The 18,370-nt window shown below is 45.6% G+C and carries 2 protein-coding genes; both read left to right on the forward strand.

Annotation, left to right across the window (positions count from 1 at the left end; all coding sequences use genetic code 11):
• Nucleotides 1–10 precede the first annotated feature (10 nt).
• Nucleotides 11–10,153 (forward strand): amino acid adenylation domain-containing protein, encoded by a 10,143-nt coding sequence (locus NSQ17_RS02075; RefSeq protein ID WP_342467795.1) that lies wholly within the window; start codon nt 11–13, stop codon nt 10,151–10,153.
• Nucleotides 10,154–10,166: 13 nt separating this feature from the next.
• Nucleotides 10,167–18,365 carry an amino acid adenylation domain-containing protein gene (locus NSQ17_RS02080; protein WP_342467796.1) on the forward strand — a complete coding sequence of 2,733 codons (8,199 nt, stop codon included), beginning with the start codon at nt 10,167–10,169 and terminating at the stop codon, nt 18,363–18,365.
• Nucleotides 18,366–18,370 lie beyond the last annotated feature (5 nt).

The raw sequence follows: 18,370 nt of genomic DNA on the forward strand, positions 1-18,370 counted from the left end.
AGGAACTCATATGAAACCATCAACCATTAACCAAACGAGTATACATGAATCAATGGATGCGATTTTACAAGATGTAAAGACAACCATTTTACAAACCAACGAAATCGAACGCTTCGCTGTTTTTTCACGTGAAAAAACCATTCGACCGCGGCCGTATCACCTCTCTCATTTATTTCTCGACAAGCACATTGAGCAGGAGGCCGCAGCGGAAGCGATACAGACGCAAACGGCTGTACCTGCTTTGGCCGACATGCCGCCCGCTCTTTCCTATGGAGGGGATCTCGACGTCACACAAGGCGCACAGACCTTACAGGAAGTCTTAACAGAGGCTGCAAAAACGACAAATGGGCTTACGTATATCGTGAATAGCAAGAACGAACTCACACAATCTTATGCACAGTTACAAGGAGACGCCGAGAGGGTTCTGACTGGTTTAAGGGCACTGGGGCTTAAGGCAGGCGATCCTGTTTTCTTTCAATTCTCATCGAATCATGCCATGGTCACTGCCTTTTGGGCATGTGTATTAGGCGGATTTGTTCCAACGCTTGTGTCGGCTGCCCCAACCTATCGGGAGATGAATGCTGCAGTGAAGAAGCTTCATCATGCTTGGAAGCTGCTCGAGCATCCGCTCATCCTAACAGATGACTCACTGATCGAGGAGGTGCAAGGGTTAGCCTTACTGTGGCATACAGACCAATTACGTGTCGCAGCAGTTGAGCCGATGCTGACATTAGAAAGAGATACAGCCGCTCACCCTGCCGCGCCGGATGATTCCGTCTTCTTTATCTTAACGTCTGGAAGTACAGGGATGCCAAAGTGTGTAGAGCATTCCCATAGAAGTGTGCTGGCGAACGTCAAAGGAACAGTAGCAGCGAATCAATTTACACAAGAGGATGTCTCGTTAGACTGGATGCCTTTAGATCATATTGGTGGCATCGTGATGTTCCACCTTGTCAATGTGTACACAGGCTGCGAGCAGATTCGGGCAAGAACAGATGACTTTATCGCTCAGCCGCTGCGGTGGCTTGACTGGATGGACCGCTACCGTGCAACGAAGACGTGGGCACCTAACTTTGCATTTGCGATGATCAATGATTATGAGAAAGAAATTTCATCAGGGTCTTGGGATCTGTCGGCGATGACCTGCATGATCAATGGGGCAGAGGCGGTCGTTCCAAAAACCATCCACCGATTTCTACACCTGCTTGCTCCGCACGGCTTAAAGGGAGATGTGATTAGACCGGCTTTCGGCATGTCTGAAATCTCATCAGCGGTTGTGTTTTCCTTTGCGATTGAGCGTGGAGATGAAAACAGCGGGGTTCTGACTTTTGAGGAAACATCGCTGACAGAGCAGCTAAGACCAGCAGAAGCACGTGAGACAGGAACCGTCAGCTTTACTGAGTTGGGCAAACCGATTCCAGGTATCACGATACGCATCGTCAATCATCAGCATGAGCTTCTTCCAGAAGATCATATTGGCCGTGTACAAATAAAAGGCCCAACCACCATGAAGGGCTATTACCGGAATGACGAAGCGAATCAAGAAGTATTTCAAGCGGATGGCTGGTTTCACACGGGTGATTTAGGTTTCCTGCACGAAGGAAGGCTGACACTAACCGGTAGAGAAAAAGACATGATTATCATGAACGGGAAAAACTATCACAACTATGAAATTGAAGCCATAGCAGAGGAAGTACCGGGAGTAGAAACGAGCTTTGTGGCTGCTTGTTCCGTCCGAATGGAGGCTTCTGCATCCGATGAACTGATTCTCTTTTTTACACCGAAGCTGTATGAGCCGGCTTATATTATGAGGGCAAGTCAGCACATTAAATCCCATATTGCAACAAAAATGGGCTTGTCTGCATCTCGCATCATTCCTGTCCAGAAGCATGCATTTCCCAAAACCAGCTCTGGAAAAATAGAAAGGGCACAGCTCAAGACAAGATGGCAAGAAGGCGAATTTGATGAAATGATCATGGAAATGGACATGAGACTTGAAAATGAACATACCTTGCCTGATTGGAGTTATCAAAAGAAGTGGATACCTGCTCCACTTGATGCAGCTGACAAGCAGATCATAGGGGACGTTGTGATCTTTGCAGATCCATTAGGACTGGCAGATCAATTGAAATCTTTTGCAAACAGTGAACAAACATACATTACGGTTGAACCGGGTCAAGCGTTCAAACAACTCACACACACTCACTTCATCATCCACCCGAATCGGCCGTCTGACTACGAACAACTCTTTGAGACGCTCCGTTCGTATGGCGTTTCGGTGAAACACATCATTCACCTTTGGAACTATACAAACCAAGAAGACAAGCTTTATGTGGCCAAGGCGAAACAAGCGCAGAAAACGGGCAGCATGAGTGCATTATTTTTAACAAAAGCCATTTCCGTCTATGAGGAGCAGGTGGCCATCACTTTTGTCTCAACCCATGCGATGAATGTGCCGGAGGATCACATCCACGATGTAGAAAAAGCAACGACAGCCGGACTGATGACAGCAGTTCAGCATGAATGGCCGTTTATCAAGGTGCAATGTCTTGATTTTTCACTAGCAGAATCGGTATCTAGTCATTCCCATGCAATGGCGATTATGGCAGAACTCACACATGACCAAGACCGTCATGTCGCTGCTTATCGTCACGGTGTTCGTTATATTCCCTTTTTAGCACCTCTTCATTTGGAAAAGGAACAGAAAAGGAAAGAGCCGCCATTTGAATCATCTGGGCTTTATGTCATAACAGGCGGGCTAGGCGGAATTGGACGTTTAGTCAGTGAACACCTACTGACATCTTATCAAGCACATCTCGTGTTGCTTGGAAGGAAAGAGAGAAAGGCACTTTCTAGTGACCAGCAAGAGACATTGTCTTTGCTAGAAAAGCAGGCAAAAGTGCATGGCGGCAAGGTTCTTTATGAGAAAGCAGACATCACGGCTGAAAAAGAGGTGGAAGCGATCATCTCTAGACATGAGGTCGCTGGAAATCAAAGGCTGGATGGCATCATTCATTTCGCAGGTATCATTCAAGAAGAACTGCTTGCTGATATGACATCTGTGTCTCTGAATGACATGTACGAAGCGAAGGTATATGGAACGATTGCGCTTCATGAAGCTGCCTCCAAACGCAGGAATGTTTTATTTCTTTCCAGCTCGTCAGCCCGAACGCTAAAGGGCGGTATGACTGTCGGTGCCTATTGCGCTGCCAATGAGTTCGTGGAACAATTTGCTCATTATCAGAAGCTGACATCTACAGTGAAGCCATATTGCTTTAGTTTCAGCATGTGGGACGAGATTGGCATGAGTGAAGGCTCCATGATAAAAGGCATGTTAAAAGAAAGAGGTTATCTACCAATTTCAAAGCAGGCAGGCTTCCAAACAATGCTCGCATGTCTGATGACAGATGCTCCGCTCATTTATGCGGGATTGGATCGATCGAAGAAAGAGATTCACGAGATGATCCATGCGGATGCGGAGATGCAAACAGAGCAGACCTTTTACGTCTTTTTCAAAACTGATCAAACAAAGGCGGTGGAAGAGCGGCTGTATCAATCGATTCATACATGTTTACAGTCCCGTCTATCTGGTGAATATGCCGTACATTTGTTTCCTGAGGAATATTGGAAAGAAACAGAAGATGGATCGCCAGACGAGGCATATTTTCATGAATTAATAGAGGAAAGCGGAATGGATGCAGACAACAGAGCACCTCACACAGAAACGGAGAAACTGCTCGCACACATTTGGTCAGAGCTGCTCGGTGTCTCAGATGTCAACTGCGGCGATCATTTCTTTCTACTAGGAGGTCATTCGCTGAAGGCGACGCAAATGCTGTCTGCGGTTAGGCAAAAAACAGGGTTTGACGTGCCGCTTGCTGTGTTGTTTGAACATACGAAACTCGGAGAATTAGCAGACTGGATCGATTCAAATGCCAAAGCAGATGAAGTGATTCCGATGAGAAAAATGGAGAAGGGTCAGGAAATTCCGATGTCTTATGCCCAGAAAAGACAGTGGTTCCTCTATCAATTAGAGCCGGATCTGCCATTTTACAATAATACGATTTCGTTTCGGATGAATGGGCCTTTAGATATCAAGGTGCTTCAGGAAAGTCTGCAACATATGGTGGAAAGGCATGAATCGCTCAGAACGTCCTTTACGATGAGCGGGGATGAACCGGTACAGGTCATTCATGAACAGATGGCCCTGCCAGAGCTTGAGGTGATGGACCTTTCAGGCATAGCGTCACAGGAAGAGAAAGAACAAAAAGCGACTGAATGGGCGAAAGAAGAGGCATCCACACCTTTTCAATTAGAACACGAAGCGCTCTTTCGAGTGAAGCTGATTCGACTTTCATCCGCAGAGCATATCTTGCTTATGTCCATTCACCACATCGTGTCAGATGGCTGGTCGATTGGCATTGTTGCAAGAGAATTATCCGAGTGGTATACAGCGGCGATCGAAGGGCGGGAGCCTCACTTGCCGGCACTGCCTATTCAATATGCGGATTATGCACTGTGGCAGAAGGAGTATTTGACAGGAGAGCCATTGCATAAGCAGCTTGCTTATTGGAAGGAGCAATTTGCGGCACCTGTTGAAGATTTGGTATTGCCGTATGATCATCCGCGGCCGGCCGTTCAATCCTACAAAGGGAAGACGAAAACATATCAGCTGTCGAAGTCACTGTCTAAAAAGATTGAGGCGCTATCCAAGAAAACAGACAGCACACTGTATATGACCTTGCTGTCGGCTTTCTCTACGCTTTTACATCGATTGTCTTCACAGGATGAGTTTGTCATTGGCTCGGTCATTGCTGGGAGAAATCGAACGGAAATGGAGCATTTAATCGGATTTTTCGTGAATACATTGGCGCTTCGGATCGACCATAGCGGGAATCCAGCCTTTACGGAATTATTAGAGCGAGTGAAGGAGACAACTGTCGGTGCTTATGCACATCAGGATGTTCCGTTTGAGATGGTGGTCGATGAATTGAATATTGTGCGTGATGCCAGTAAGCAGCCGCTGTTTCAGGTCATGTTTGTTCTGCAAAACCTACCGCTTGAAGCATCTCCAATGGGGGAGGCGACGTCGGTTTTAGCCATTGAAGATAATGATACAGCGAAATTTGATCTCTCCCTGTTTGTGTTTGAAGGAGCTGAAGGTCTTCAGTTAAAACTTGAGTATCAAGCGGATTTATTTTCTGATGACACGATGGAGCGATTCCTCGCATACTACGAGCACCTGCTTGAAAGCATTTGTGAAAATCCAGCGCAGCCGATCAGACAAGTGAATTTCCTGCCAGAGAAAGAAAAGCATCAATTGCTCTATGAATGGAGCGGAAAGACTGATCAACCAAAAGGTCCGCTGCTTATGACAGAACGATTTGAAGCGCAAGTGAAAAAGACACCTCATGCAGTGGCGCTCGAGTTCCAGGGAGATGAGTGGACGTACCAAGAGTTACATGAGAAAGTCGATCGTCTAGCAGCCTATTTGCAGCAGCGAGGCGTGACGCCGCATGAACCAGTTGGACTGCTCATCGACAGATCGCCTGAAATGATTCTTGGGGTGCTGGCCATTGTGAAAGCAGGCGGGGCTTATGTGCCAATTGATCCTGAATATCCAGATGCCCGCATTGATTATATGCTGAGAGATACAGGGATTCAGCTTTTACTGACAAAAAATGAATGGCTGAAAAAAGTATCCATCCATCAAACGGAACTCATTTGTCTTGATCAAGGGTATGAAGAATTTTTACCAGAAGCAGAGGTCATGCCCGCTGCACTAAGACCTGATGGACTTGCTTATATCAATTACACATCGGGGTCAACTGGACAGCCAAAAGGAGTACTGATCCCGCATCAAGCGGTCGTCCGGCTTGTGTGTGACACAGACTATGTCACCCTTAATGAACAAACGCGCATTTTACAAATCGCCAGCTTCTCTTTTGATGCATTTACGTATGAAATATGGGGAGCCCTTTTAAACGGGGGAAGGCTCATACTGACGGATCGAAATACCATTTTATCAATGGATACATTAGCGGAAGCACTAAAAACTCATCAGATTACAACAGGGTTCTTGACTGTGCCGCTGTTCAACCGTTTAACAGAAGAACATCCAGAAGCTTTATCTGGACTTCATGCATTATTGGTCGGCGGAGATGCCTTATCAGCCGCTCATATCAGAAAAGCACTGCCGTATTTACCTGAAGGGCTTTTAAATGGTTATGGACCAACAGAGAATACAACATTCTCCTGTGTGCATCATATTCGGGCACTGGAAGAAGATCAGGCGACGGTCCCGATTGGACAGCCTATTGCTTATTCACAAGCTTATGTATTAGATGACCAAATGCAGCCAGTTCCGCAAGGCGTCATCGGCGAAATTTATGTTGGCGGCACAGGGCTAGCACTTGGTTACCTTGGAGATGAAGAAAAAACAGCATCATCATTTATCCCGCATCCTTTCCAAGAAGGAGCGCGTTTATATAAAACAGGCGATATGGGCCGTTGGCTGTCAAATGGCATCATTGACTGTCTTGGAAGAATCGATCATCAAGTGAAAATTCGTGGACACCGCGTGGAATGCGGAGAAATTGAAGCCGCTATGCTGACATTTGATGACATCACAGAATGTGCCGTTATCCCGCATCAGCACGAGAGTGGTCATAAGCGATTGATCGGTTATTTTGTCCAAAAAGGTGGCATGACCACGCAAGACATTCGCCAAAACTTAAAAGACATTCTGCCAGATTATATGGTGCCAAGCCTATTAATAGAGCTGGATGAATTACCGCTCACGCCAAATGGCAAGGTAGACCAAAAGCGTCTTCCGCCGCCAGAGTGGAGACAAGAAGAAGTAGAAACAGCCATTGATAAAGCAGCTACTGAGGAAGAACGTGTGTTAGAAAAAGTGTGGTCTCAGCTGCTAGGCGTTCCTTCTATTGGCGTCCATGATAACTACTTTGAGCTTGGCGGAGATTCCATTATTGTCATACAAATGGTGGCACGCTTAGCACAGGAAGGCTACGTCATCCAGCCGAGAGATGTATTTGAAAAACAGACCATCTCACAACTCGCACAAGCGATGAGAAAGGCAGAGGTCTCTACGGTCTATGATCAATCACCTGTGACAGGAGAGGTTCGTCTTCTCCCGATTCAATCTTGGTTCTTTGAGCAATCGATGACCAATCAAGATTATTGGAATCTATCGGCGCATATTGAAATGAAGCGATCTGTTCCACATGAACAGTTAACACAGGTTCTTTCAAAACTGGTCGATCATCACGATATGCTGAGAGCTATATATACAAAAGAGGCAGATGGCACATGGATTCAAACCATTCGTGAGCCTGGTGTCACACCATGTGTCACATTCTTTGATGTGACGGATGTATCTCAGGAAGAAGCACGGGAACAAATCCGCTTGGAGACAAGTGCCTGTCAAGGAACATTGTCATTAGAGCGCGGAGAAGTGATCAAAGCGATTCTTTTTCATACAGGTGAAGACACGTCTGAGCTCTTTATTGCTGCACACCATCTCGTCATGGATGGCATATCATGGCGCATGATACAAGAAGATGTACTAAATGGATTGAAACAGCTTGCTACGGGGCAGGACATCATATTTGCGAAAAAAACCGCCTCCTATAAGCAGTGGGCAGATGCCTTATATGAATATGCACAAACAGATCAATTACAAGCGCAGGCCTCTTTTTGGCAAAAAATCAAGGATCAAGAGGAAGAAGGTTCTCCTTTCCAACTGCCTGCGCTTTCTAATATAGAAGAACATGCAGAGATCCTGTCGGTTCAGCTCACAAAGGAACAAACAGATATGTTACTTAGACAGGCCTCACAAGCATACCGAACAGAGATTAACGATTTACTGTTATCAGGACTCACGCAAGCCATTGGGAAGCCAATGCTCATCACGTTAGAAGGGCATGGACGCGAGGATTTATTTGAACAGATGGATTTGTCACGGACAGTCGGCTGGTTTACAAGCTCTTATCCTATTTTTATTCCTTTTATACAAACCGATGTTGCAAGACAAATCAAAGACGTCAAAGAAACCTTACGAGCTGTGCCGCAAAAGGGAATCGGCTATGGTTTGCTTCAATACATGACAGAACCTCGTTTACTCAAAACGGTAGCGCCGCAGATGAGTTTTAATTACCTCGGTCAGTTAGATCAGGCAGATGGCGAAGCCAAGCTTTATATCGCAGACGAACGAAATGGACATGTTCACGATCCGAAAGCAGAAAGACAGCATTTGATCGATGTGTATGGATATGTGACAGATGGTCAGTTGCAGATGAACTTTATGATCAATCGTGAACTGCTGCAAGATCAAGAGGTGCGGTTGTTACCTGAACGTTTTAAAGAAAAAATGGAGATCATCTTGACGCATTGTGTTGAAACGAGCGGCGGCTTTACACCATCTGATTTTCCAATGGTTCAGCTCACGCAAAAGCAAATAGATGAACTTCCAGACAATGTAGTCGATGTGTATCCGCTGTCTCCAATGCAGCAAGGAATGCTGTTTCATGCACTGCTAGATCAAGCCTCACAAGCTTATTTTGGTCAGGTGCATATGACGCTCCAAGGCTTAACAAACGGTGATGCCTATGAACAAGCTTGGAACCTTCTTGTAGAACGTCATTCGATTTTGAGAACAAAATTCGCTTGGGAAGGGCTGAAGGAGCCTGTTCAGTTCATTCAATCAGAAGGAAGCATCCACCTCACTCAGCACGATGTGCGCCACCTGAGTGACGCGGAGCAAGAAGAGACAATCGAACAATTTTTAGTATCTGATCGTTCAAAGGATTTCAATTTAGACCATATAGATGAACCGCTTATTCGGATTGCTTTATTCCGTTGTGATGAGGAAAGATGCACGTTTGTCTTTAGTTTTCATCACATTTTAATCGATGGCTGGAGTTTGTTCAGTTTTATTCAGGAATCTTTTGCGCTGTATCGCTCTCTTGTGGACGAACGAGAGATCAGTCTTTCTACAGTCCGTCCATATAAAGATTTTATCGAATGGCTGAAGAAGCAGGATCAAGAGAAGGCGCAAGAATTCTGGCAGCGTTATATGTCAGGCGTAGAGGAAGCGACACCGCTTCCAGGAGACGGCGAAGAACATGCTTCAGACCAAGAAGCAAGCATGGCGCAGTCCAGCGTCAAACTGACGCCAGAGATGCAGCAGAAGCTGGAGAAGATGACTGGCAAGCAGAAGGTCACGATGAGCACACTGATTCAATCAGCGTGGGGACTGCTTTTGCACCTTCATTCGGGCGCAGAGGATGTCATATTTGGGGTGACCGTATCTGGCCGGCCAGCCGACTTACCAGAAGTGGAAAGCATGACAGGGCTCTTTATTAACACATTGCCGCTTCGTCTGCCGATCCATTCGGACTGGACGATTGCGCGATTGCTCGCCTATACACAGGAAACCGTTTTTCAGATGAGAGAATACGAGTATACCGTATTGCCAGATATTCAGCAGATGACGGAAATTCCAAATGGAGAGGCATTGTTTCACAGCATTGTCGTGTTTGAAAACTATCCGATTGAGTCCATTGAGCCGTATGGCGTACGCATTTTAGACATCGCCAGTCATGAAGAAACAAATTATGACTTAACCCTTGTCGCAGTGCCGGGAGATACGCTGGAGCTTCGGATCACATACAACTTAAATCAATATACAGAAAAGCAAATACAAACGCTGATGCAGCAGCTGATTCACACACTTGAAGCCATGACAGAACAAGTGGATACGCCGCTATCTTCCTTCACCATTGTGACAAATGAGGAAAAAGAGCGGATGATCAGTGATTGGGCGAAAAACGCACATGTCAGCGTGCTATACCCAGACCAAGAAGAAGTTTATGCAGGCGTACATGATCCTGCCTATGAAACGGAAATATATGTCCTGAATGAAGAACATCAGCTCATGCCGATTGGATTTCCTGGAGATATTTTTATCGGCGCCAAAGAGATCAAAGCACTTTTTGGAGAGCTAGCCGATTGGATGGAGGCGCATAAAATTCCGCATCCATTCAAACATCAAATAGGCGAATACCTTTATCCGACAGGGGATGTCGGCGTTTGGGCGGAAGAAAGCAAGATTCAGATTTTGGATTGGATGTAGGAGGAGAAGAAGAATGCTAGTTAGTAGACGAAAAGGAAATGCAGCAAATCATATTGTCAGGATCAATGGAAAACGAATCGATCTCAAAGCATTAGAGAAAGTCTTCATGCTTCACTTTCCACTAAAGGAATGTGCGCTCATCCCGAAGAAAAATCAAGAAGGAGGCCTATCGCTTGTGCTGTTTGCACAGGCGAAGGACCCTTCGTTGACAAGAGAGGATTTGATGAAAGGACCACTTCATCCTGATGAAGTGCCAGCCGCACTCGTCCTCGTCCCTTCCTTGCCGCGAAAAGAAAGTGGAGCGGTCGATACCGAGGCGCTGCTTGCCATTGACGTACTAGATGAAGAGGAACGAAGAAAGATAGAAGAGCGCACGAAAGCCATAGATGGAGTAGAGGAAGCAGCCGTTTTGATAGAGAGACAGACAGAAAAACAAACACCCTATCATTTAGATGACCTCTTCCCAGATAGACAGCGTACAAATGGAAACGAATCGTTTTCAAAAGATGAAGTCAGTCAAACCATACAATCCTCCGTACAAGAAAAACCACCAGCTCTTGTTTATGGAGGTGATGTGATCAGAAAACCAGGTACACCAGTCACATTGACAGAGGTACTGATCCGAGCCGCCTTTATGTCACCAAATCGCGGAGTCACGTATCTCAAAGAAGGCGGTCATGAGGTGATCCAGACTTACCCGGAATTACTCACAGGAGCGGAACGTGTCCTATCTGGATTAAGGGCAGCCGGACTTTCAAACGGCGATCAAGTGCTGCTTCAATTGAAAGACCATCAAGATTTTATCACAGTATTCTGGGGCTGTATTCTCGGTGGAATCATTCCAACCCCAGTCTCTGTACCACCTGTGTATGATGAAATGAATCAAGGTGTGAACAAGCTCAAGGGCGTGTTTCAGCTGCAAAATGAACCATTCATTATTACAAACGAAGCGAGTGCTGAGGACATTGCAGGGCTACGTAAAACGTTTGAATCAAAAGCGATTCCGATTTTAACAATCGAAACATTACTTGCCTGTGACCCAGATGAACAGCATTATGAGCCAGAGCCGGATGAGCCTGTGCTTCAGCTGCTGTCCTCAGGAAGTACGGGTGTGCCAAAGTGTATCCGGCACAACCATCAAAGCATTTTATCTAGAATCATTTCCTTTGAGCAGGCAAATGGTTTCACGCATGAGGATGTATCAATGAACTGGATGCCGCTTGATCATGTAGGGGGCATTGTCATGTTTCATGTCCATGATGTCTACCTCGGCTGCCAGCAAATTAGTCCATCCATTGATCAATTTATCGAACGGCCGATGGTGTGGCTGGATTGGGTAGAAAGATACGGTGTCACAAGGACGTGGGCGCCAAACTTTGCCTTTGCGATGATGAATGAATATGAAGACGACATTCGCAAAGGGAGATGGGATCTCTCCACCTTGACCTATATCATGAACGCCGCCGAAGCAGTTGTTCCTAAAGTGACGCAGCGTTTCATGCACATCATGGGTGAGCACGGATTAAGCCGCCATGCGATGGTGCCGGCTTATGGCATGTCAGAAACATCATCAGCCATTGTCCAGTCAAAAGAATTCATGCGTCATGATGATCAGGGTGGACAACTGACCATTGATCAGACCTCATTAACAAGTGAGATTCAATATGTGACGCACGATCATCCGCACAAGATGACTTTTACAGAAGTCGGTGCACCAATCCCTTCTGTATGGATTCGGATTGTAGACGAGCATCACCAAGTGTTGCCAGAAGATCAAGTCGGCCGCTTGCAGGTGAAGAGTCCAACGATTATGATGGGCTACTATCAAAATGAGGAAGCCAATGAAGAAGTATTTGCGGAAAACGGCTGGTTTCATACAGGAGATTTAGGATTTATTCATGAAGGGCGCCTAGTCCTCACAGGACGGGAAAAGGATATCATCGTCATCAACGGAGCGAACTATTTGAATTACGAAATTGAAGCCGTTGTGGAAGAAGTTGAGGGGGTTGAAGTCACCTTTGCCGCTGCGTACGGCATTTACAATCCCGAATCAAGTAATGACACACTCGCCGTCTTTTTTGTCACGCAAAAGGATTCGATAGAGGATCAAATCACAATGATTCAGCAGATTAGAGAGAGCATCATTCGCAAAATGGGAATCGAACCTGACCATATCATTCCGGTGAAAAAAGACCAATTTCCGAAAACAGAAAGCGGAAAAATCCAACGTGCCCAACTAGGTGCGGCACTGAAAGATGGGGTATTTCATGACATTGAACGTGCACTTGATCTTGCTTCGGAAAATGAACAAACCCTCCCAGATTGGTTCTTTAAACGTATTTGGGTAAAAGAGAATATCGGTCCATCCCAGCCAGTATCCACTGATCATGTACTCGTATTTGAGGATGAAAAAGGGCTTTATCAATCGCTTTATACACAATTTGAACAAATGAACCTGCCTTATGTTTCTGTGAAAAAGGGTTATGAATTTTTACGCCTGTCAAAAGGGATGTATCAGATGAACCCTCGAATTAAGGGGGATTACGTCAGGCTTGTGGCGGCGCTTGAAGCCGATGAATTAAAAATTGACCGTATGCTCCACTTGTGGAATGTATCAGACAGGGAGATGATTGCGAGCCCTGAGCAGTTCAAAGAACTGAATGCAAGCACTAGCCAATCCATTTTGTATTTGTATCAAGCATTGAGACAAGCAAATAAAGAGCCGATGCGTCTCGTTGTTGTCACAAAAGGTGGTCAATTTGTAAAACCGCAAGATGAGCTTCATGTGGAGAAAACGTCTCTTGCCGGATTATTAAAAACCATCCCGCAAGAATGGGAAGGGGCAGAAGTGTCTCACCTTGATATTGAAGCGGAGAATGTGGAACAGGATGCCAAGCATATTACGGACGAACTAGGTGCGATTCATTTGAAAGCAGAAGTGTCTTACCGGCATGGCCAGCGCCTCGTACCAAAGCTGGAAAAAGTGAATATGATGACGGCACCTCAGACAGAAGGGTTTTTAGAATATGAAGGCTTGTACTTGCTGACTGGAGGGCTTGGCGGTATTGGATTTGAACTGTCTAAGCAAATGCTCCAATTTGGCTTGAAGCTCGTGTTAATTGGACGGACATCCCTTGAAGAAGACAGAGAAAAAGAGGCGTCATTCTCACAACTGAAAGATCTGGGAGACGTCCTTTATGTACAAGCCGATGTGACGAATTTATGTGACGTCGAGCGGGCGATTTATGAAGCAGAAAAGCATTTCGGACAGTCAATCCGAGGAGCGCTTCATTTAGCCGGTGCTGGCAATGTATCTGAGCACTTTCAGCATGTGGATACGTACACACTAGCTCATACAACAGAAGAAGATTTCGTAAAAGAACTTTCAGGGAAGGCAGATGGTGCTTGGGTGCTGCAGGAAGCTTTCAAGCATGATCCGTCTGTCCCACTCGTCTTTTTTGGATCAGTGAATGGCTTTTTTGGCGGCACCACATTTGGCGCATATTCTGCGGCGAACAGCTTTTTAGATGGACTCGCACATGCCCTTACCTATCATGAGGGAAGAAGAGCGATTTCGTTGAATTTCAGCATGTGGGATAATCTTGGTTTGTCTAAGGGACATACTGGGGCTGCGCTAACCGTTCGCAAGGGCTTTCAATTGATTGGAAAAAAACAAGGACTCCATTCATTATGTCTAGGTGTTCGGCTGAATGAAGCGCATCTATTTATTGGCCTAGATGGGGCGAATCAAGAAATCGCTGAACATCTTCAACCAGCACCAATACCACATTTTGAAAAGAAACTGTACTATACGGTGCAATCGGGCAAAGAAGTGGATGCTGACAAGATCACAGGAATCATAGAGGGGAAATGGGACATCAGGCAAGTGGAAGATATACCGAAAAAACAAGATGGCTCTATTGATCACGAAGCCCTCAAACAGTTCCATCACAAACACGCACAGCCGTTTGAAAAGCAATTGCCAGAAACGAAGACAGAGCAGGTGCTTGCGGCCATCTGGGAGGATATTTTAGAAGTCGATCGTGTGTACAAAGAGGATCAATTCTTTGACCTTGGTGGACATTCATTAAAGGCCACTCAAACGATTTCTCGTGTTAATCATGAGTTTTCAATAAAGGCACCGCTAAAAATATTATTTGAAAGCAAGAATCTGGCACACTTGGCACAAATGGTCGATGACATCAATGGAGCACCAGCCATTCAGGAAGCCAGCATTCCAAAGCTGGAAAAACGAACAAGCTATGAGCTGTCACACGCTCAAAAGCGAATTTGGTTCTTATCTACATTAGAAAAGAGCCATCATTACAATATATTAGGTGCTTGGAAGCTGATGGGCCAATTACACATCCAAACGTTAACAAAGGCGATCGGTCTCTTAACAAAACGTCATGAAGCACTGCGCGCAACATTTCAAACCATTGGCGGCAAGCCGGTTCAAGTCATCCGTGAAGATCTTCCGCCATCAGTAACCGTTGCGAATTTCTCATTGTTTAATGAAAAAACAAGAGCGAGAAGATTGGAACAGCTGATTCAGCAAGAGGCGAACCGCATCTATGACTTAGAACGGGGACCGCTTGCACAATGGACAATTGTTGATATGGGGAAAGAGGAATATTACTTGCTTTGTGCGCAGCATCATATCATTTCCGATGCATGGTCGCTCAGCCTGCTTATTCAAGAATTAGAAGTCGTGTATGGTGCGCTATTATTAGAGAAAACGCCTGAGCTACCTGCACTTGAGATTGAATGGACCGACTACGTTCATTGGGAGAATGAGCAATTAAAGAACCACCATGAGGCTCAGAGCTATTGGCTAGAAACGTTACAAGGAGAGTTGCCGGTATTAGAGCTCCCGTTCGACCGTCCTCGTCCGCCGGTTCAAACATTTAATGGGGCTACAGAGCAAATCGTGATAGATGAACCGCTTGTTCGTCGTTTACATGCTTTGTCGAGGCAGCAGGGGACAACACTATTTATGACGATGTTGTCAGCCTATTATGTCCTGCTTCACAAGTTGTCTGGACAAACAGATGTCATTGTTGGATCGCCGATCGCTGGCCGTGATGTCGAACAATCAGAGAAGCTCGTCGGCATGTTTGTCAATACATTGGCGCTGAGACAGGACGTTTCAAAAGCCGATACCTTTGCCGATTTACTGGAAAAGGTGAAAGAAATGACGTTAAAAGCCTTTGAGCATCAGCATTATCCATTCGACAAGCTTGTAGATGACCTTTCAATTGATAGAGACCTAAGTCGTTCACCGATCTTCCAAGTCGCCATGGGGTATGTCACTGATTCGCTGGATATCAACCTAAAAGGACTGACATCGGAACAAGTGATGGTCCATCATACCGTCTCTAAATTTGATCTCACCTTGCATGTATTTGAGCAGGAGGACAAGCTGTCTATCCATGTGGAATATAATACGGATTTATTTGAGCAAGAAACGATCCACCGTATGATGAATTATTATCTCAATCTGTTAGATGGCATGACGGCTCAGCCTGAACGGACATTTGCTGACTTTTGCGTCATGGACAAAACAGAACAGGATGCCATGATCATAGGGAAAAATCAAACTGACACGCCTTATCCAAAGCGTACGCTGCAAGAATTATTTGAAGAACAAGTGCAGCGTGACCCGCACCGGATTGCTGTATCTTATATGGAAGAGCATATGACGTATCAAGATTTAGACGAGAAGGCGACAAAACTGGCTGCCTATTTACAATCAAAGGGCGTTGGACCAGGTTCACTTGTCCCGATGCTGTTTGATCGTTCGTTTGACATGATGGTCTCAGTTCTAGGGATCGTCAAGTCGGGTGCTGCTTATGTACCGATGTCACCTGAGTATCCAGATGCCCGCATCGGTCTGATCGTTCGCGATACACAAAGCGATATCATCTTAACCCAGTCGCATCTGATCAATCGTTTAGACGATCTGAGCGGCACAAAGATTGAAATGGACAAGCCGTTACCAGAAACAGGCGCAGTGTATCAAAGGGAAAAATCGATTGTAGGAGAAGACCAGATTGCCTATGTTAACTACACTTCAGGCTCAACAGGCACACCAAAAGGCGTGATGCTTCCTCATGCAGGAGTGGTCCGCTTAGTGAAAGAAACAAACTATATTGAGCTTGGTTCAGAAGATAAAATGCTTCAGCTGTCTAACTATGCATTTGATGCCTTTACCTTTGAATTATGGGGAATGCTGCTCAATGGCGGTCAACTGGTTCTGATCCCGAAATATGCTGCTCTGAATATGGACGAATTAACTCGTTTAATCAAAACGCATCAAGTCACAGCCAACTGTTTGCCAACTGCATTATTCAACCGGCTGATTGAGCATGATCCAAAAAGTGTAGCTGGATACCGTACATTACTTGTTGGCGGAGAAGCCATGTCTAGTGAGCATGCACGAAAGGCATTGCCACATATGAAGGGTGTGCTGATCAATGCTTACGGTCCAACAGAAAACACAACATTAGCGACCACTTATCAAGTCACACACGTACCCGAGGATGCAAGATCAGTGCCAATCGGTGTGCCAGTCGCCAACTCAACGGTTGTCATACTAGATGATCATCTCAATCCAGTACCTACAGGCGTTAAAGGAGAAATCTATATCGGCGGAACAGGGCTGGCGAAGGGATATTTGCATGACCCAGAGCGTACGCAGGAGCGGTTTATTGACAATCCATTCCCGGCATTAAAAGGGGACAAACTGTATCGTTCCGGTGACCTGGGGAAATGGCGGTCTGATGGCAGTATTGAATACCTTGGCCGAAAAGACAACTTGGTCAAAATTAGAGGCTACCGAATTGAATGTGGAGAAATTGAGACAGCCCTGCTCAAACATCCACAAGTAAAAGAATGTACCGTCATTGCTAAAACGTACGGCAGCTCAAAACGGCTGGCAGCCTACCTTGTCACAGATGGGGGAGAGCCTGTTCCTGGATGGAAAGCATTTTTACAGGAAAGCCTGCCAGGCTATATGATTCCAAGTTACTTTATCGTACTTGACGCAATTCCTGTCACAACAAATGGGAAGGTCGATCAAAAAGCATTGCCGGAGCCGACAGACGCAGTCTCTTCCTCACATGAAGACGATCAACCGGCAACAGAAACCCAGCAGCTGATTGTGACAGCTTTCAGTGAAGTGCTTGGTGTCAAACGAGTAGGAATTCATGATTCATTCTTTGATTTAGGCGGAGATTCCATTATGAGTATTCAAGCCGTTGCCAAATTAAAAGAAAAAGGTGTCCGTGTTGATCCGAAATGGATTTTCATGCACCCAGCGCCAGCGCAGTTAGCGGCATATTTGGACACAGTGCCAGAAACAGGCGAGCCTGTCGTAAGAGCGCCGAAAGACTATGTAATCGAGTTGAAAAAAGGGGATCCGGCTGAACCGAGAATTTTCTTTGCACCGCCTGCTGGTGGAACGGTGATGGGGTATATTGATGTGGCCAAGCTCATGACACATGAAGGAGCTGTTTACGCCTTGCAGTCTCCAGGCTTGTATGAGGATGAAGAACCACAATTCCTTCATTATACAGAGCTTGTCACCATTTTTATTGAAGCCATTGAAACATTCTATCGACCAGGCATTGATTATTTGGCAGGGCATTCCATGGGCGGACATCTTGCTTACGGAATGAATCAGAGACTCTGTCATGCAGGAAAAGCGCCAAAAGGATTGATCATTTTAGATACGGTTCCGGTATTAAGAGATGAGGCAGATCAAGCGCTTCATGCCGATATGAACGAAGAAGAAGTGAAAATGCTGGCCCTCGTCCTGGGTATGGGGAACCTCGTCGGCATCAAACCAGAAGCATTACAAGGGCTCAGCTTCCAAGAAGTGAAGCAGAAAATCCTCAAAGAAGCAGAAAAGGATGAAGTCGTTCATCAATTTATGAATGATCACTATTTAGATAAATACTTGCAAATGCAGACTCATAATACCATCATGTCACAAGCCATTGAATTAGAAAAAGACCCATTCTCTGTGCCGTTTTATATTATACAAAGCAGCGATCACGCCACAGATTTCCAGAAAAAATTTGCCGATTGGGAAGCTTACACGAGAGAAACGTGCTCGTATTATCAAATAAAAGGCGACCATGTGACCATGATGAAAAGACCGCAGGCAGATCAACTTGCGCAGATTCTTGAAACGATCGTAAAGGGGTAAGGACG

Source organism: Bacillus sp. FSL W8-0629, from assembly GCF_038593225.1.
GTDB lineage: Bacteria > Bacillota > Bacilli > Bacillales > Bacillaceae > Bacillus > Bacillus altitudinis.